At 59.0% G+C, this 17,608-nt stretch carries 13 protein-coding genes and 1 pseudogene; 7 read left to right on the forward strand and 7 right to left on the reverse strand.

Going from position 1 to position 17,608, the window contains the following annotated elements:
- Window positions 1-150: 150 nt before the first annotated feature.
- The 6 genes from FFI89_RS23065 to FFI89_RS23090 all read left to right on the forward strand — a co-directional run bounded on the left by FFI89_RS23065 (window position 151) and on the right by FFI89_RS23090 (window position 7,226).
- Window positions 151-975: an ABC transporter ATP-binding protein gene (locus tag FFI89_RS23065; RefSeq protein WP_138829916.1), complete on the forward strand. Its 825-nt coding sequence runs from the start codon at window positions 151-153 to the stop codon at window positions 973-975.
- A complete protein-coding gene (locus FFI89_RS23070; RefSeq protein WP_138829917.1) occupies window positions 972-2,903 on the forward strand; it encodes a long-chain fatty acid--CoA ligase in 1,932 nt (643 codons plus the stop codon). Before FFI89_RS23065 ends, FFI89_RS23070 begins: the two co-directional genes overlap by 4 nt.
- On the forward strand, window positions 2,900-3,793 hold the full coding sequence (locus FFI89_RS23075) for a branched-chain amino acid ABC transporter permease (protein WP_138829918.1): 894 nt from the start codon (window positions 2,900-2,902) through the stop codon (window positions 3,791-3,793). The genes FFI89_RS23070 and FFI89_RS23075 overlap by 4 nt, the downstream gene beginning before the upstream one ends.
- A 3-nt stretch (window positions 3,794-3,796) precedes the next feature.
- Window positions 3,797-4,870: a branched-chain amino acid ABC transporter permease gene (locus tag FFI89_RS23080; protein ID WP_138829919.1), complete on the forward strand. Its 1,074-nt coding sequence runs from the start codon at window positions 3,797-3,799 to the stop codon at window positions 4,868-4,870.
- Between the two features lie 55 nt (window positions 4,871-4,925).
- Window positions 4,926-6,209 carry an ABC transporter substrate-binding protein gene (locus FFI89_RS23085; protein ID WP_138829920.1) on the forward strand — a complete coding sequence of 428 codons (1,284 nt, stop codon included), beginning with the start codon at window positions 4,926-4,928 and terminating at the stop codon, window positions 6,207-6,209.
- 174 nt (window positions 6,210-6,383) lie between these two features.
- Window positions 6,384-7,226 carry an ABC transporter ATP-binding protein gene (locus FFI89_RS23090; RefSeq protein WP_138829921.1) on the forward strand — a complete coding sequence of 281 codons (843 nt, stop codon included), beginning with the start codon at window positions 6,384-6,386 and terminating at the stop codon, window positions 7,224-7,226.
- 11 nt (window positions 7,227-7,237) lie between these two features.
- On the opposite strand, the gene FFI89_RS23095 is transcribed toward FFI89_RS23090, so the two are convergent.
- Complete coding sequence (locus FFI89_RS23095; RefSeq protein WP_138829922.1) at window positions 7,238-8,389, reverse strand: AGE family epimerase/isomerase; 1,152 nt, start codon at window positions 8,387-8,389, stop codon at window positions 7,238-7,240.
- 92 nt (window positions 8,390-8,481) lie between these two features.
- On the opposite strand from FFI89_RS23095, the gene FFI89_RS23100 reads away from it, so the two are divergent.
- Entirely contained in the window at window positions 8,482-9,705 is a 1,224-nt protein-coding gene (locus FFI89_RS23100) for a phenylacetate--CoA ligase family protein (RefSeq protein ID WP_138829923.1), read from the forward strand.
- Between the two features lie 1,201 nt (window positions 9,706-10,906).
- Here the strand turns inward: FFI89_RS23100 and FFI89_RS23110 are convergent.
- The 6 genes and pseudogenes from FFI89_RS23110 to FFI89_RS23135 all read right to left on the reverse strand — a co-directional run.
- Window positions 10,907-11,435 (reverse strand): annotated as a pseudogene (locus FFI89_RS23110) (transposase); the annotation flags it as partial.
- A 155-nt stretch (window positions 11,436-11,590) separates the two neighbouring features.
- Window positions 11,591-12,892: a nucleotide sugar dehydrogenase gene (locus FFI89_RS23115; protein WP_246669230.1), complete on the reverse strand. Its 1,302-nt coding sequence runs from the start codon at window positions 12,890-12,892 to the stop codon at window positions 11,591-11,593.
- Window positions 12,893-13,107: 215 nt separating this feature from the next.
- Window positions 13,108-14,019 (reverse strand): hypothetical protein, encoded by a 912-nt coding sequence (locus FFI89_RS23120; protein ID WP_138829926.1) that lies wholly within the window; start codon window positions 14,017-14,019, stop codon window positions 13,108-13,110.
- A 99-nt stretch (window positions 14,020-14,118) separates the two neighbouring features.
- A complete protein-coding gene (locus FFI89_RS23125; protein ID WP_138829927.1) occupies window positions 14,119-15,351 on the reverse strand; it encodes a glycosyltransferase family 4 protein in 1,233 nt (410 codons plus the stop codon).
- A gap of 9 nt (window positions 15,352-15,360) precedes the next feature.
- Entirely contained in the window at window positions 15,361-16,494 is a 1,134-nt protein-coding gene (locus tag FFI89_RS23130; RefSeq protein ID WP_138829928.1) for a UDP-N-acetyl glucosamine 2-epimerase, read from the reverse strand.
- Complete coding sequence (locus FFI89_RS23135) at window positions 16,491-17,603, reverse strand: capsular polysaccharide biosynthesis protein CapF (RefSeq protein WP_138829929.1); 1,113 nt, start codon at window positions 17,601-17,603, stop codon at window positions 16,491-16,493. The genes FFI89_RS23130 and FFI89_RS23135 overlap by 4 nt, the downstream gene beginning before the upstream one ends.
- Between the last annotated feature and the right edge of the window lie 5 nt (window positions 17,604-17,608).

Below are 17,608 nucleotides of genomic sequence, written 5' to 3' on the forward strand. Positions count from 1 at the left end.
CCGGGATTTGCAGGGTGCGGCGTTACCGCGCAGTGCTTTCGGGTCGGGATCATTAGTCGGATGGCCTAGCGGTAACCGGCGATGTAGGATCGCACCATCGTGTGCAAACATAGATAAAGAGCGCGCAAAGCGTCGTATCTGGAGGAATGAGTGGCTTACGCTTTGGAAGTGCGCGGGGTGTCACTGCGCTTTGGTGGCGTCCGTGCGCTGACCGAAGTCAGCTTCGGCGTCAACGACGGCGAGTTGTTTTCGATCATCGGGCCGAACGGCGCCGGCAAGACCTCGATCGTCAATTGCATCTCGGGCCGCTACAAGCCGACCGAAGGCCAGCTGCTCTATCGCGGCAGGGACATCACCGGCCTGAACCCGAACGCGCGTCCCTCGCTCGGCATCGGCCGCACCTTCCAGAACCTGGCGCTGTTCCACCATATGAGCGTGCTCGACAACATCATGGTCGGGCGGCACCATTTGCTGAAGAACAACTTCATCACGGGATCGCTGTACTGGCTGACCGGAGCGCGGCGCGAGGAACTCGAGCACCGTCGCAAGGTGGAGGAAATCATCGACTTCCTCGACCTGCAGTCGGTCCGCAAGGCCACCGCCGGTACCCTGCCCTACGGCCTGCGCAAACGCGTCGAGCTTGCCCGCGCGATGGCGCTGGAGCCGCAGTTGATCCTGTTGGACGAGCCGATGGCCGGCATGAACTTCGAGGAAAAGGAGGACATGGCGCGCTACATCGTCGACCTTAACGAAGAGTTCGGCATGACCGTGATGATGATTGAGCACGACATGGGCGTGGTGATGGATATCTCCCACCGCGTCATGGTGCTGGATTTCGGCCGCAAGATCGCCGAGGGCGATCCCGCGGCTGTGCTCGCCGATCCCCATGTCAAGCGCGCCTATCTCGGCGAAGAGGACGAGGTCCTCGTCGATCCCGACGACAAGCCCACCGCGGCCCCGGAGTGCGCGGCATGATGGATTACGCCGGCCGTGTGGCCCAAGCCGATACCTATCCGAAAATGCTGCGCCTCAACGCCAAAGAGCACGGCGGCGAGATTGCGCTGCGCGAAAAGGATCTCGGGCTGTGGCGGGTCTTCACCTGGAACGACTACCAAAGCCGCGTTCATGATTTCGCCCTCGGCATGGTCGAACTGGGGCTCGGGCGCGGCGACGTCATCGGCGTGATCGGCGACAACCGGCCGGACTGGGTGGCGGCCGAAATCGCAACCCATGCCATCGGCGCCATGAGCCTCGGCCTTTATCGCGACGTGCTCGACGAGGAAGCCGCGTATCTCTTGAGTTACGGCGAGGCCAAACTGGTCTTTGCCGAGGACGAAGAACAGGTCGACAAGCTGCTGGCGCTGGCCGAGCGCGTGCCGAACCTCAAGCACATCGTCTATTCCGATCCGCGCGGCATGCGGAAATATGACGATCCGCGCCTGATGGAGGCCGAAAAGCTGGCCACGATGGGCCGCGAACGGGCGGCGCGCGAACCGGGTCTTTACGATCGCCTGGTGGACCAAACCAAGGGCGAGGACGTCGCCATCCTCTGCACCACCTCGGGCACCACGGCCAATCCCAAGCTGGCGATGCTGGCGGCCGGACGCGTCTTGAGGCATTGCGCGACTTATCTCTCGTTCGATCCGAAGGGACCGGATGACGAATACGTCTCGGTGCTGCCGCTGCCCTGGATCATGGAACAGGTTTACGTGCTCGGCAAAGGCCTGCTCTGCCGGATGAAGGTCAACTTCGTCGAAGAGCCCGACACCATGATGAACGACTTCCGCGAGATCGCGCCGACCTTCGTGCTGTTCGCCCCGAGGGTCTGGGAATCGATCGCGGCGGATGTGCGCGCCGGCGTGATGGACTCCTCGCCGCTCAAACAGAAATTGTACGACCTCGGCATGAAGACCGGGCTTGCGGCGCTCGCCGAAGGCAAGCACTCGATGCTGGCCGACAAGGTCCTGTTCCGCGCGCTGCGCGACCGCCTCGGCTTCACGCGGCTGCGCTCGGCTGCGACCGGAGGTGCTGCGCTCGGGCCGGATACGTTCAAGTTCTTCCAGGCCATGGGCGTGCCGCTGCGCACGCTCTACGGCCAGACCGAACTGTTGGGCGCCTATACGCTGCACCCCTTCGGCAAGGTCGATCCGGACACCACCGGCGTGCCGATGGCCAGCGATATCGAGATCCGCGTCGACAACCCCGACATCAACGGGGTCGGCGAGATCGTGGTGCGCCATCCCAACATGTATCTCGGCTACTACAAAAATCCGGAAGCTTCCGTCGCCGACATGAAGGACGGCTGGATGCACTCGGGCGACGCCGGCTATTTCAACGACAACAAGCAACTCGTCGTCATCGACCGCATCAAGGATCTCGCCGAGACCTCGCGCGGCGAACGCTTCTCACCGCAATATCTGGAAAACAAGCTGAAGTTCTCGCCCTACATCGCCGAGACGGTGGTGCTGGGCGCCGGTCGCGACGCGCTGGCGGCCATGATCTGCATCCGCTACTCGATCATCTCGAAATGGGCGGAGAAGAACCGTATCTCGTTCACTACCTACACCGACCTCGCCTCGCGCCCGGAGGTCTACGATCTCCTGCGCAAGGAAGTCGAGACCGTCAACACCACGCTGCCGCCGGCGCAGCGCATCTCGCGCTTCCTGCTGCTCTACAAGGAACTCGACGCCGACGACGGCGAACTGACCCGCACGCGGAAAGTTCGCCGCAGCGTCATCAACGAAAAGTACGCCGGGATTATCGACGCGATCTACGGCGGCAAGCGTGACATCCCGGTCGATACCGTGATCCGCTTCCAGGACGGCACCACCCAGCGCATCCGCACCACGCTGCGGGTGATCGACCTCGCGCATGACATGCCGGTCGCGGAGGCCGCGGAATGAACACCCAGTTCCTGATCCAGCTCCTGGTCAACGGCCTCGTGGTCGGCACGCTCTATGGCGTGGTGGCGATGTCGTTCGTGTTGATCTACAAGGCGACGCAGGTGGTGAATTTCGCGCAAGGTGAGCTGCTGCTGATCGGCGCCTGGGTGTGCTGGGCGCTGCTCGCCAAATACGAGGTACCGTTCTGGCTGGGCATGCCGATGACGCTGGTGTTCATGTTCGTGTTCGGCATCGCGATCCAGATCCTGATCCTGCGCCCGATGATCGGCGAGCCGATCATCTCCGTCATCATGGTGACGATCGGCCTGTCGATGGTGTTCCAGGCCGCACTGAAGTGGATATTCGGCGTCAACCCGCAGCCGTTCCCGCGCGTGTTCCAAAGCCAATCCGTCAGCTTCCTCGGCCTTCAGATCCAGACCGTCTATGTCATGAGTCTCGTGGTGTCGGTCGCGATGATGATCGGCATGGCCTGGTTCTTCCGGGCCTCCAAATATGGCCTCGCCATGCGCGCCACCGCCTTCAACCAGCAGGTGGCGCAGTCTCTGGGTATCTCGGTGAAAAACGTGTTCGCGATGGCGTGGGCGATTTCGGCCATGGTGTCGGCGGTTGCCGGCGTCGTGGTCGCCGTCGTCAACGGCGTATCCTCGGGCCTTTCCACCTACGGCATCAAAGTGTTTCCGGCCGCGATCCTCGGCGGGCTGGATTCGATCGGCGGCGCCGTGGTCGGCGGCATCATCATCGGGCTCCTGGAGAACATCGCGCAGTATGTCGACAGCGAATATCTGCACTGGGGCAATCTCTACGAAATCGCGCCGTTCTACGTGCTGATCATTATTTTGATGATCAAGCCCTATGGACTGTTCGGCACCAAAGACATCGAGCGGGTATAACTCATGGCCGGTCCCTCCCTCATCCCCTCCGGCGACTTCCGCACCACCTATGCGGCGGACACCACGATTTTTCCGACCGCGACCAGCCGCAACTTTGCCATTGCCGGCGTCATCCTGGTCTGCTTCGCACCACTGGTATTCACCAATTACTGGCTCAGCATCTCGATCCAGATCGGCATCTTTGCCATCGCGGCGCTCGGGCTCAACGTCCTGGTCGGCTTCACCGGGCAGATCTCGATCGGCCACGCCGCGTTCTTCCTGCTCGGCGCCTTCACCTCGGCCTACATCTCCAACACTCTGCCGATCCCGGTGTTCTTCGCCATTCCGCTCGCCGGCGTCATCACCGCGTTGGTCGGACTGATCTTCGGCCTGCCGGCGGCGCGGCTAAAGGGCCTCTATCTCGTCATCGCGACGCTCGCCGCGCAATATATCCTGCTGGATTTCTTCTCGCGCGCCGACTGGTTCTCCGGCGGCTCGGTGCCGGCCAGCGCCAACCCGTTCTCGATCTTCGGCTACACGTTCCGCGGCGATAAGCAATATTTCTACGTCGTGCTGGCCTATCTCGTGATCAGCTATCTCCTGGTCACCAACCTGATGCGCACCCGCGACGGCCGCGCCCTGGTCGCGATCCGCGACCATTATCTCTCCGCCGAGATCATGGGCATCAACCTCACCAAATACCGTACGCTGTCATTCGGGCTCGCCGCCTTCTTCGCCGGCATCGCCGGCGCGCTTTACGCGCACTATCAGCTCGTCGTCTCCAACGAAGGTTTTGGCATCGAGCGTTCGATCCTGTTCCTGGCAATGATCATCATCGGCGGCACCGGATCGGTCATGGGCACCCTGATGGGGACCGCGTTCGTGGTGTTGCTGCCGGAAGCAATGGAGTGGATCAGCGGCGGCCTGAAGGGCAGCGCGATCGACAAGGCGTTGTCACTCAACAACAACATCACCTTCCTCCGCGAGATCACGATCGGGCTGATCATCATCGGATTCCTGATGTTCGAGCCCGACGGGCTTGCGCACCGCTGGCGACAAATCAAGACCTACTGGAAACTCTACCCGTTTTCGCATTGAGGCGGGAACGGGAGCGACGACAACGAACTCAACAAAAGACCGGAGGAAAATGTCTATGACGATGAAATCTCTCTTGAGCACCGTTTCATTGGCGCTGCTGATTAGCGGCGCTTCCGCATCCGCGCAGGCACAGATTGCGCTCGGCCATCTGCAGGATCTGTCGGGCGGCACCGCCGACGTCGGAACCCCCTACGGCCAGGGCGTCGCGGATACCTTCGCCTGGGTCAACAAGAACGGCGGCGTCGGCGGCAAGCAGCTCAATGTCGACAGCAACGACTACGGCTACCAGGTGCCGCGCGCGATCGCGCTCTACAAGAAATGGTCGGCGCCCGACACCAAGGTCGCCGCGATCATGGGTTGGGGCACCGCGGATACCGAGGCGCTCACCGGCTTCCTCGCGCAGGACAAGATCCCGGACATCTCCGGTTCCTACGCGGCGGCGCTGACCGATCCGGAAGGCACCAGCGGCAAGGCCAAGCCGGCGCCGTATAATTTCTTCTACGGCCCGAGCTATTCCGATGCGCTGCGTGCGGAACTGACCTGGGCGGCCGAGGACTGGAAGGCCAAGGGCAAGCCCGGCAAGCCCAAGTTCGTGCACATGGGCGCCAACCACCCCTACCCGAACGCCCCGAAGGCGGCGGGTGAAGCGCTTGCCGCCGAACTCGGCTTCGAAGTGCTGCCCCCGCTGGTGTTCGCGCTTTCGCCGGGCGACTACAGCGCGCAGTGCCTCAGCCTGAAGAGTGCCGGCGCCAATTACGCCTATCTCGGCAACACGGCCGCCTCCAACATCTCGGTGATGAAGGCCTGCAAGACCGCCGGCGTCGACGTTCAGTTCCTCAGCAACGTCTGGGGGATGGATGAGAACGCCGCCAAGACGGCAGGCGATGCGGCCGACGGCGTCATCTTCCCGCTGCGGACCGCGGTGGCGTGGGGCGGCAATGCGCCGGGCATGAAGACCGTGATCGAAATCTCGAAAATGTCCGACCCGACAGGCAAGGTCTATCGGCCCGTGCATTACATCGCGGCGGTCTGCAGCGCGCTCTATCTGAAGGAAGCGCTCGACTGGGCCGCCAAGAACGGTGGCGCCACCGGCGAGAACGTCGCCAAGGCCTTCTACCAGAAGAAGGATTGGGTGCCGGCCGGCATGGACGGCGTCTGCAATCCCTCGACCTGGACCGAGAAGGATCACCGCCCAACCACGAAGGTCGATCTGTATCGCTCGAAAGTATCGGGCGCGACCGATGGCGATATCAACGACGTCATGGCCAAGGGCACGATCAAGCTCGAGAAGGTCAAGACCGTCGAGTTGCCGCGCAAGCCGGAATGGTTTGGCTGGTAAATTGGGGCGGGCCGTCCGCAAGGGCGGCCCACTCTCCAGTCGTCATCCCCGCGAAAGCGGGGATCCAGTACGCCGCAGCTTCTCGATTTATCGCAGGCGTCTCTGGAATACCGGGTCACCCGCCCAGTGCGCAATCGCGCACAAGGCGGGTGACGACAGCGAAGGTAAACGGACATGACTGAAACCGTCGATACCGCCCGACCGGCGCCAGCCGCCGCCACGACATCAGCGCCGCTGCTCAGCGTGCGCAACATCGAAGTGGTGTATGACGACGTCATCCTGGTGCTGCGCGGGCTGAGCCTCGACGTGCCCAAGGGCGCGATCGTGGCGCTGCTCGGCGCCAATGGCGCCGGCAAGTCGACGACGCTGAAAGCGATCTCGGGCCTGCTCAAGACCGAGGACGGCGAAGTCACCCGCGGCGAAATCGTGTTCGAGGGCGAGCGCATCCACGGCATCGACCCCGACAAGATCGTCCGCCGCGGCATCTTCCAAGTGATGGAGGGCCGCCGCATCATATCAGACATGACGTCGATGGAAAACCTGCGGCTCGGGGCCTTTACCCGCAGCGACAACGAGGTCGGCGACGACATCGACATGGTCTTCAAGTATTTTCCGCGCCTGAAGGAGCGCACGGGATTGGCCGGCTATCTGTCCGGTGGCGAACAGCAGATGCTGGCGATCGGCCGCGCGCTGATGGCGCGCCCCAAGATGATCCTGATGGACGAGCCGTCGATGGGGCTGTCGCCGCTGCTGGTCAAGGAAGTGTTCGCCATCATCAAGGAGATCAACCGCGACCTCGGCGTCACCATCCTGCTGGTGGAGCAGAATGCGCGTGCCGCACTTTCGGTCGCCAGCCACGGCTACATCATGGAACAGGGCAAGGTGGTGCTCGACGGCTCGGCCGACGAATTGCGCGACAACGAGGACGTCAAGGAATTCTACCTCGGCGGCGCCGGCGACCAGCGCAAGAGTTTTAAGAACCTGAAAAGCTTCAAGCGGCGGAAGCGGTGGCTGTGAAAGCCAACTCTTTACCCGAGCACCTGTTCCGCTTCGGTCACCGCGCAGAGCACGTGATAGAACGAGGACGCAGGGATCGTGGCGACCAGCGAGTTGCCGGCGCGATCGAATTGATCGTGCCAGCCGCCGGCCACAGGATGGCTGAGGTAGTGCCGCTCCAGCCGCACCAGCGCCGCGCGCGCTTCGTCGGCGGCACCGGCCTCGCCGGACTCCGCCTGTGCGATCCACGCTTTCGCAATCTCCGTCTGCGGCCACAGCCGCCGCGTATGGCGCTTGACGTTGCCGGCGGTGTCGCCTTCGTCGACCAGAAAGCCCGTCGCCTCGTCACGGTAGCGCAGCGCCGACGCCAGCAACTCACCGCGAAAACGCCCGGTCGGACAGCCCGTGATGCGTTCAAAACCTTTCAGCAGCCAGGCCCACTCCGCCTGATGCCCGGGCTCGATGCTCACAGGCTCGATCCTCGACCAGTCCTCTTCAAAATACTCGCCGAGCAGTTGCTTCTGCTTGTCATAGAGGTTGGCGAGAAACAGCGCGAAGAAATCACCGGCGCGATTCTGGAATACGTTGTCATGCGTCGCGTCGAACGCGGCAATCATCGCTTCGAACAGATGCATCTGGGGATTTTGCCGCCGCGGCATCGACGCCGGCAAACCTTCGAGAAAGCCGCCGTGCGACGAGCGCAGGTGGGTATCCAGGAAATGACAGAGCGTGTCGATCTCGGCGCGGACCTGCGCATCGCGGTCAAGCGCGTAGACGGTGGCCAGCGCCAGCAGCACGAAGGCATGGTCATAGGTATCGCGCAGCGGCTTCAGCACGGCGCCATCAGGCGTCAGGACGTGGACGAAGCCGGGCTTGCCATCGGGGCTTTTGGCCTTGGTCAACAGGTAATCCAGCCCCTTCAGCGCGATCTCGCGGCCTTCGGGATACCAGCCCATCTGGGCCGCCTTGGCGAAACAATAGATCTGCCGGGCCTGCACCATAATCCGGCGCGGCGCCTGACGGTCGGCACGGCCGTCCGGCGTGAGGCGATCGATGAAGCCGCCTGTCGTGCGATCCCAGCCTTCGCCGGACCACAGCGGCAATGCATGGTCGATCATGCGGGCCTTCAGCCTCGCGATGACGTCGGCCGAATCCTCCGCCGCAGCAGTTTGTGCATCAGCCATCGCGTTCTCCGAGCCAACTCCAACACCGGTAGAAGCCGTCTGTTAGCACGTCAACGGCGGCGCGCAATGAGCCCTAACCTGACGGATCAACCATGACCGACCACTACGATGCCCTCGAAACGCGCGAGCCCGCCAAGCGCGAGGCGGAACTGTTCGCCAAGCTCCCGGACATTCTCCGCAAGGCCATGGATGCGCCCGCCTATGCCGAGCGCCTGAAGGGCATCGATCCCGCCTCCGTGATCAGCCGGGCTGCGCTGGCGCGCCTGCCGGTGCTGCGCAAGTCGGAACTGCCGGCCCTGCACGAGGCCGCACCGCCCTTCGGCGGCTTCGTGGCGGGGCCGTTGGGCGCGTTCGGGCGGCTGTTCACCTCGCCGGGCCCGATCTTCGAGCCCGAGCCCGCCCACGTCGATCCCTGGCGCGGTGCGCGGGCGCTGTTTGCTGCCGGCTTCCGGCCCGGCGACGTGGTGCTGAACACCTTCAGCTATCACCTGACGCCCGGCGGATTCATCTTCGACGCCTCGGCGCGGGCGCTGGGCTGCGCGGTGATCCCGGCGGGTCCCGGCAATACCGAACAGCAGTTCGAACTGATCGAGGCCTATCGTCCGGTCGGCTATAGCGGCACGCCGGACTTTTTGAAGATCCTGCTCGACGCCGCGGTTGCCAGCGGGCGCGACGTGTCCTCGATCAAGCGCGCGCTGGTGTCGGGTGCGGCGTTTCCGAAATCGCTGCAGGACGAAGTCAAGGCGCGGGGCGTCGATGCCTATCAGGCCTTCGGTACCGCGGACCTCGGCATGATCGCCTTCGAAACGCCGGCGCGCGACGGCATGGTCGTCAACGAGGACCTGATCATGGAGATCGTGCGACCCGGCACCGGAGATCCCGTCGCGCCGGGCGATGTCGGCGAAATCGTCGTCACCTCGCTAGACCCGCAGCACCCCTGGATCCGGCTTGCGCTCGGCGACCTCACCGCGGCGCTGCCCGGTGCAAGTCCGTGCGGGCGCACCAACATGCGCATCAAGGGCTGGATGGGCCGGGCCGACCAGACCACCAAGGTCAAGGGCATGTTCGTGCGACCGGAACAAATTGCCGAGATCGCCAAGCGCCATCCCGAACTCGGGCGGCTGCGCCTCGTCGTGACGCGGGCGGGCGAGAGCGATTTGATGACGCTGAAAGCGGAAGCCACAACTCAGGACGCGACCCTGCAGGGCGAACTATCAGCGACGCTGCGCGCGGTAACAAAGCTCGGCGGCAATGTCGAACTGGTGGCGGCTTCCTCGCTGCCGAACGATGGCAAGGTGATTTCCGACGAGCGGTAGAGCGCCCCTGCTAACAGGGAAAATTAAAGGGAATTTCTCAAAATCGCCGCCCTTTAGGCAGCTTCTTGTACGCGAAAACCTGCCGAGACTCTAATCGCCACTGGATGAAACTTCAGAGGCAGGTCAGCGGAAGTTACCTCAATTTGCGCTTGCGCGACAGCCGCCTCTGGGCTAGGCGTCCAAGGTGTAAACTTGTGATTGGCAATGTGCATGGTGGCAACCCCGCGCACTCCTATTGTCAGCTCTGGATGTGATGGCTAGGTAGGGTGTGGAAATCACGACAAGACAAGATGCTAGCTTGGTCGTAGGAGCTAGAGGGGTAGTCGGCAGCTACATTGTCGAACATCTTCTTCTTCGCGGCCGGAATACGTTCGCGTTATCCAGAGCACCGCAACCGAGCACGTCTGTTCGTTGGTTTCGCGGAGATCTCAAACGGCCGGATACCTTGAACTTTCCGGAGTTCGAAACTCTTTACTGCACGACCGACGCGACGCTCGTGGCAGAGTGCCTTCCACAGCTGATTAACCCGTCACTACGACGCGTCGTAGTGTTTAGTTCGACGAGTGTACTTACCAAGTACGATTCTGAAGTTTCCGCGGAACGAGAAAACATTAGAAAACTGGTTGATGCGGAGCGCAGCATCGTACTTGCATGTGAAGGGCACGGCGTAGAATGGACAATTTTACGGCCGACTCTGATCTACGCTGAAGGACGCGATACCAATATCACCCCGATGTCGAACCTTATTCGTCGATATGGCTTCATGTTGCTTGTTGGCGGGGCTCGGGGCTTGCGGCAACCTGTCCATGCCGAAGATTTGGCGATCGGAGCAATAATCGCAGCATCGAGGGGCGCCGCAGCAAACAAGATATATTCGCTGTCAGGCGGTGAAACTCTCACCTACCGAGAGATGGTCGGCCGTATTTTTGATGGCCTACGGATGCCACGCCGCACCATTTCGGTACCGCCCTTCCTTTGGAAGGCAGCCTTTGCTTGTGCAAAACCGCTTTGGCCTGGCTCAAACGTGGCGATGGGCCTTCGCATGATGAAAGACATGGCGTTCGATTCCACACCAGCAGCCCGCGACTTCGATTGGAACCCGCGAACCTTCAACCCAGTGTTTGATCTCCATCAAACGATTCGATGAAATTATTGAGATCGAGGAATTACGTCCCACAGGATGATGGGTATCGCTAGTGAATATGGCGTTCGAGGTGAACTCGGCGCCGTTGTCGCTGACGATCATGCGAGGGCAGCCACGGGTCTCGATGACACAGTTGAACTCGCGCACGACACGCAGATTGGTGAGCGAGGTATCGACGACCAAGGTGAGGCATTCCCGCGTGAAGTCATCGACCAACGTGTCCAGCACGAAGTCGAGCGACCAGCGCAGGTTCCGGTCCTGTCGCTGCGAGTAGTTCTTCTCACTGATCGCCCAGGTCACAGCTCGTTCCCGCAAGTTGGGCATCAGAAGTTTTTCCCCGAGCATTTCCTTCAGCGTCGATACATCCAACATCGACTCTGCCAGAGGTCTCTTCAGCTTCCGGTTCTCGTCTTCCAGGCCCTTCAGCTTGCGGGCGTCGGACATGCCGCTATAGCGGGATCGCCACTTGTGGAACGTCGCGTCACTGATGCCAAGCTTTCGGCATAGATCGCCTTCCGACATCCCGGCGGCGGGCTAACTTCAGGACCTTGATAGTCTGCCCGCCCGTAAACCTGCTCTTACGCAAGGTCTGTCTCCTCGGTGGAGAACAGAACCTCAACTCAAAATCGAGCCCGTTTCAGGGGAGCAGATCAATTTGCCTCCCCTCATTCAACATACCTATTAGTCTAGCTAACGCACGCAAATGCGCATAGTACACGAAGTCATAGCCAATCCACACCCTCACGCCCTAACCACATTTGGAAACGCCTCCGGAAATCGACCCCGGCAATCGACAAGCAATTGCGCGTGCAGCCTGATAAGACCGTAGTCAAATTTGTCATGATCGGTCGCAAGTAGAACACAGTCGAATTCCGCAATAGTTAGAGGCGAGAGAGGTACACTCGCGAGTGAAAAATGGTGCGCACGCATCTTTGGAAAGGTTGGAATATGAGGATCACTGTAGGAAATCTGCGCCCCAAGGTCCTGCAACTTCTCCATCAGAACAACGGATGGCGATTCTCTGGAATCATCAACGTTTTTCTTATAAGCGATCCCGAGAACGAGAATCTTACTCCCGTTGACAGACTTTTTTCTTGCATTCAATCCGTCCACAACCTTCGAAACGACGTAGTCAGGCATTGAAGAGTTGATTTCACCGGCAAGTTCGATGAATCGCGTATGAACACCGTACTCACGGGCCTTCCAAGTCAAATAGAACGGATCAATAGGAATACAATGCCCCCCAATGCCCGGCCCTGGATAATATGGAACAAATCCAAAAGGCTTGGTAGCTGCCGCGCGGATGACCTCATGAAGATCGATTCCCATCCTGTCAGCAACGACCTTCATCTCGTTGACGAGTCCGATGTTTACCGAGCGATGAATATTTTCAAGAAGCTTAGTGAGCTCGGCGGCACGCGTTGAGCTGACAGGGACCACCGTATCTACAACTAGACTGTACAAAGTGATACCGGCCGCCAGGCACTTACTCGTACAGCCTCCACACACCTTCGGGATGGTCTGAGTGGAATAGACCTGATTGCCCGGGTCCTCGCGCTCCGGTGAGAACACCAAGAAGACATCCTCGCCAACTTTTAGATTTTGAGCTTCAATACGCGGCTTTAATTCTTCATCTGTAGTTCCGGGATATGTGGTGCTTTCCAAGGAAATCACCATTCCAGGGTGAAGAAAGGGTAACGCGGAATCAATGGTACCCAAGATAAAGCTTAGATCAGGCTCGCGGTGCTTGCTAAGCGGTGTCGGCACACAAAGAATAAGAGCATCGACCTCCGCAATTCGCGAAAGATCCGAGGTTGGCTCGAAACTTTTCCTGTCAACAAAATGCGACAACCTTTTAGATTCGATGTGTTCAATATACGACCGGCCAGCACGCAATGCGTCTACCTTGGACTGATCTACGTCGAAGCCAATAACCTTGCAACCCACTTCGCAGTAGCGAAGCATAAGCGGAAGCCCAACATACCCCAGCCCCACGATACCGATTTTCGCGGTCTTCGCATTTAGCTTGGCTATTAATTCCAAGTGCCTCTCAGTCACACGCAATCCTTTCAAATCGTGGCTTCTCTTGTCGGATTCCAATCGAAAGAGAACTGCGCAATTATGGCCAGCACATCTTAGCCTACTGACAGAGCTGATGAACGAAGTGCTGAAATGATCCCGGCCGGGGCGAACCCAAAGCCCAGATCTTCTCCTTTATCGACGCAATCCGATCGACGAGTTTATCGACTGCTTCGTAGCTAACGAAAAGCTCTGGCGATTTCGCGAAAGCTCGGCGCATACTTGGAGCGATTGAGGACAGGCACGAGAACACCACGAAAAACGACGACAAGCAGAAGTGCGACGAATGTAATCCCTACGGCCATAAGGGCGATCTCGTATTTGGCGGGACCTACCGGCTCCGCCGGGACGATTGGTGGCACAACAACGATATCACGCCCCAATCCCGCGATGCTCGACTTAAGGTCTTCGCTTTTGACAATCCCATCTGTTCGAAGCTTGATCATATCGGCAACATTATTTGGCATGCTTCCGGACTTTATATCCGCTTTTAACAACTCCGGATGGGTCAACAACAGCGCTATTGCCTGCGACACGTCCACGGACTGAGCTTCGAATGCTTCTTGCATTCGTTGCAGAGAAGCCAACTTTTCCGGTGGAGGCTTCATCGCAGTTAGCCAAGCATCAATGATCGCACTTAACAAGCCGTGCGCGCGCGACGGCTCCGCGTCCAACACCTCCAAGACGTACAACGAGGTTAACTTTGAATCCGCCCCCTGAAGCGACCGAAACCGTATCCTTTGCGTCAAATATCTCATGCCCTCATCAGGAGTCATGGCGGGAAGCGACTTAGAAAGCTTCCTCAGCGCGGCATCAACGACTGGTGGCGACACGATAAGCGCAGAGCTTTTCCTGGCCATTTCATCATTCAGCGGACCAACATAAGCGTAGCTAATATAAGATTTCGGCAGAAGAAAGCTGCCAGCCAAGGCTATGATCCCTATGATCAACGGGCCAAAGACCAGCAGCTTCCAGTGCCGCAAACTAACAAGCAGCGCGGCAAGCAGTAATCCCCAGAAGTCCAGCTCAGCTTTATTTGGCAAATCGTCACACGACTGCGGATTTTCAGTTGATGAGATGGTCTGGTTCATATCTCGCCTTACATTCATAGACACGATATTTTGGACGGTTGGGACGCCCAAACACCAACGCCGCGATCGCCCAACTATCCCTTCCCTGCTGTCAAGAATTTACAAGGGGTTTTTCACCAGTTCGGATAAAATCTGCTCCAGCTTGCCCACCACCAATTCACGATTGAATTCGCGCGCCGCATAGGCTCGACCGCGCGTACCCATCTCGGCTCGTTCAGAAGCTGGCATTTCGATCAAGCGCCGAACTTGACGTGCCAAGCCTAATCCATCTCCGGCAGGACAAACTAACCCAGCGCCCGCTTCTTCAATGACCCTGGCTCCCTCTCCATCGAGCATGCCGAGGATCGGCACCCCCGCGGCGAGATAGCTCTGCACTTTCCCAGGAATCGTCATGCTGAAGACTGAGCCGGCCTTCAGCGAAACCAACAACGCATCGGCAGCACGAAAAAAAGATGGCATGCGTTCAATCGGGTGCTGGCCTAGCAAAGATACGACATCACCAAGGCCGCGCGCCTCGACTTCTGCGACCACCTGCGCCTTCGCACGCCCATCGCCGACGATAATCCAGCGCACGTCGATTCTATCGCGCAAAGCTTCGATTGCGGTAAGGATCGATGGAAAATCCTGAGCTTCACCAATATTACCGGCGAAAAGGATTTTCATCTTTCCGTCATTTGGTGCAAATTCGGGAACAGCGGTCGGGCTGACGCTAGTCGGATCAAACACCTGCTCCGCCCAGCCGGGTAGATAGCTCACGCGGTTGGCGTCTCCGCCATATTGCAGAACATTGGGAACAAACGCCATCGATTGCACAAAAATGCGCGCAGAACCGCGATAAATAACACCTATCAGACGTCCCACCCAACGCAATACTGACTTGGAGCGGACTGCACCCACAGCCGCAAGAGTCTCGGGCCAGAGGTCCAGCACCCAAATAGTAACAGGGATACGCTTTAAGCGACCGATCAGCAATGCCGGCAAAGCAGTAGTCATCGGCGAAACCAAATAGCAAAAAATAACATCGTAGTTCTTGCCACGCAGCCGCCAAACGCCAACGGTCGCCCCGGAAATCACGAAGCTGAGATAGTTCAAGACGAGTCGCACTTTGCTCTGGCCGCGCGAGACAAGAGGCACGCGAATGATAGAAGCGCCGCCATACTTCGAGAAATGTCGAGGATTTTGAATGTATTCCGGATAGGTTCGGCCCGAAGGATAGTTCGGCTGCCCGGTTAAAACCGTGACCTCGTGCCCTCGTGCAAAAAGCTCCATCACGAGTTCATTGATGCGAAAATTCTCTGGCCAAAAATATTGGCTGACAATCAAAATACGCAACGGCCTAACTCAATCGTATTTTCGCCAGACTACACGATTTACGTAGTCGGTATAGCTGTGAATAACACGAACAACCTTATCTGAGACGTTCGGCACGTTGTAATCGCGAACTACACCGACATTTCTTAGTGACCCTCGAACTTGCTGTTCCAGAATAGACAAACCCTGCCTTACCCGATCAATTTCAAGACCGACCATCATCACTGCCGCCTCCTCCATCGCTTCAGGACGCTCGTGAGCCTCCCGCAGATTCAAGGCCGGAAAGTTTAGAATGGAAGATTCTTCGCTGATAGTTCCGCTGTCGGAAAGCACTGCCCGAGCAGACATTTGCAATTTCACATAGTCGCTGAAGCCTAGCGGCTTGAGCAGGCTGATCCGATGATGAAATTTTGCGTCATCCTCTTCGATCCGCTTACGAGTGCGAGGATGCGTCGAGACTATCACCGGCCGACCGTAATCCTCCGCAATGCCATTAAGCAGAGCAACTAGCTTGTTGAACATGTGTGAAGTCTCAATATTTTCTTCGCGGTGCGCGCTGACTACAAAGAATCCCTCCGGGGTCAATCCCAACCGTTTCACGACATCAGAGGAATCAATTTTAGATCTATAATGCGAAAGCACCTCGAACATCGGACTGCCAGTATTTATGACCAAATCCGGCGACAGACCTTCACGTAACAAATATTCGCGCGCAATCGAACTGTAGGTAAGGTTGACGTCGGCGGTGTGATCGACGATACGACGGTTAGTTTCCTCGGGAACCCGCTGATCGAAGCAACGGTTGCCTGCCTCCATGTGGAAAATTGGAACTTTGCGACGTTTCGCTGGAATCACGGCGAGGCAGCTGTTGGTATCGCCAAGCACCAACATCGCATCGGGCTGCTCCTCTACAAGCGCCAGATCGACCTTGGCTATGAGATTGCCGATCGTCTGCGCGGCGCTGTCGCCCGCTGCTTCCAAAAATCGGTCAGGATTTCGAACTCCAAGATCCTCAAAAAAGATCGCGTTGAGTTCGTAGTCGTAATTCTGACCAGTGTGGACCAGAATCTGATGGCAATAGAGGTCCAGCTTCGCAATCACTCGCGAAAGCCGTATAATTTCCGGCCGGGTTCCAACGACCGTCATAACCTTAAGCTTCTTCACTCTACTACTTTCTTAGCTATCGTATCTGGCCGCGCACGATCGAATATCTCGTTCGCCCAAAGCATCACGATCAGTTCGTCGCCCCCGGTATTGGTAATGTCGTGCGCCCAGCCCGGGATAGTTTCGACGACGTACCCCTCGCCGCCCCGTACTACGATTTCATGAAATTCGCCAGTCTCGATCTGCCTGAAGCGAAATTTCGCGGTGCCGCGAATAACCACGAACTTTTCGGATTTAGAGTGATGATAGTGCTCGCCGCGGGTGACGCCGGGATGTGCGGTGAAATACGAGAACTGGCCGCAATCCGGCGTCTTCAGAACTTCCGCGAAGGCGCCTCGGGGATCGACATACTGCGGCACCTGGTAGGCAAACGCGGTAACCGGAAGATGGCTGACGTACGTCGCGTAAAGCGCCCTAGCCAACCCGACGCCGACCGGCGGACTCATCAGCGTGGAACGGATGGCGAGGAAGCTGCGGATGATGTCCGCGACTTCGCCGACCGTGGTCTCATAAACGGGTCCCGCCTCGATCTGGCCAGCTACCGGTCCCGGCGAGGTCAGACAGCGGATGAAGGCATCCACCACGTCGTCGATATAGACCAGCCCGAGCCTGGCAGCTGGATCGTCAACACGGATCGGAAGGCCGCGAGCGACGTTATGGCAGAAGGTTGCGATTGCCGAATTATAGTCAGGCCGCGCCCACTTGCCGAACACGTTGGTCAGCCGAAACACGAATACCGGCGCTCCGCTCTCGCGGCCGTACCGTAACAAGATCTCTTCCGCGGCACGCTTGCTTCGGCCGTAGGGATTGTCCAGCGCGGCTTGCGTCGACGAGGAAAACACCGCCGGCGTCCGGCGGCCGGCGCTGCGGAGCGCCTGGCAGAGTTGCTCGGTGAAATCCCGGTTGCCGGCGACGAATTCATCCGCCGTCTTTGGTCGGTTGACCCCGGCAAGGTGAAACACGAAATCGGCGGAGGCGAGCCCGGCGGCCAAGTCTTCGCGCGTGGAGGACCGCGTAATGCCGACGATGTCGCGATAGCCGGCTTCGCCTAGGCGAAGCCGCAGGTTCGCTCCAATGAATCCGTCTACTCCGGTAATCAGGATGCGCATCGGAT

This window comes from Bradyrhizobium sp. KBS0727 (genome assembly GCF_005937885.2).
Taxonomy (GTDB): domain Bacteria; phylum Pseudomonadota; class Alphaproteobacteria; order Rhizobiales; family Xanthobacteraceae; genus Bradyrhizobium.

What these genes read in the sequence shown, in the direction of transcription:
- FFI89_RS23070 (WP_138829917.1), top strand. Translation starts at nt 972, where the DNA reads ATGATGGATTACGCCGGCCGTGTGGCCCAAGCCGATACCTATCCGAAA.
- FFI89_RS23090 (WP_138829921.1), top strand. Translation starts at nt 6,384, where the DNA reads ATGACTGAAACCGTCGATACCGCCCGACCGGCGCCAGCCGCCGCCACG.
- FFI89_RS23080 (WP_138829919.1), top strand. Translation starts at nt 3,797, where the DNA reads ATGGCCGGTCCCTCCCTCATCCCCTCCGGCGACTTCCGCACCACCTAT.
- FFI89_RS23085 (WP_138829920.1), top strand. Translation starts at nt 4,926, where the DNA reads ATGACGATGAAATCTCTCTTGAGCACCGTTTCATTGGCGCTGCTGATT.
- FFI89_RS23135 (WP_138829929.1), bottom strand. Translation starts at nt 17,603, where the DNA reads ATGCGCATCCTGATTACCGGAGTAGACGGATTCATTGGAGCGAACCTG.
- FFI89_RS23100 (WP_138829923.1), top strand. Translation starts at nt 8,482, where the DNA reads ATGACCGACCACTACGATGCCCTCGAAACGCGCGAGCCCGCCAAGCGC.
- FFI89_RS23075 (WP_138829918.1), top strand. Translation starts at nt 2,900, where the DNA reads ATGAACACCCAGTTCCTGATCCAGCTCCTGGTCAACGGCCTCGTGGTC.
- FFI89_RS23095 (WP_138829922.1), bottom strand. Translation starts at nt 8,389, where the DNA reads ATGGCTGATGCACAAACTGCTGCGGCGGAGGATTCGGCCGACGTCATC.
- FFI89_RS23120 (WP_138829926.1), bottom strand. Translation starts at nt 14,019, where the DNA reads ATGAACCAGACCATCTCATCAACTGAAAATCCGCAGTCGTGTGACGAT.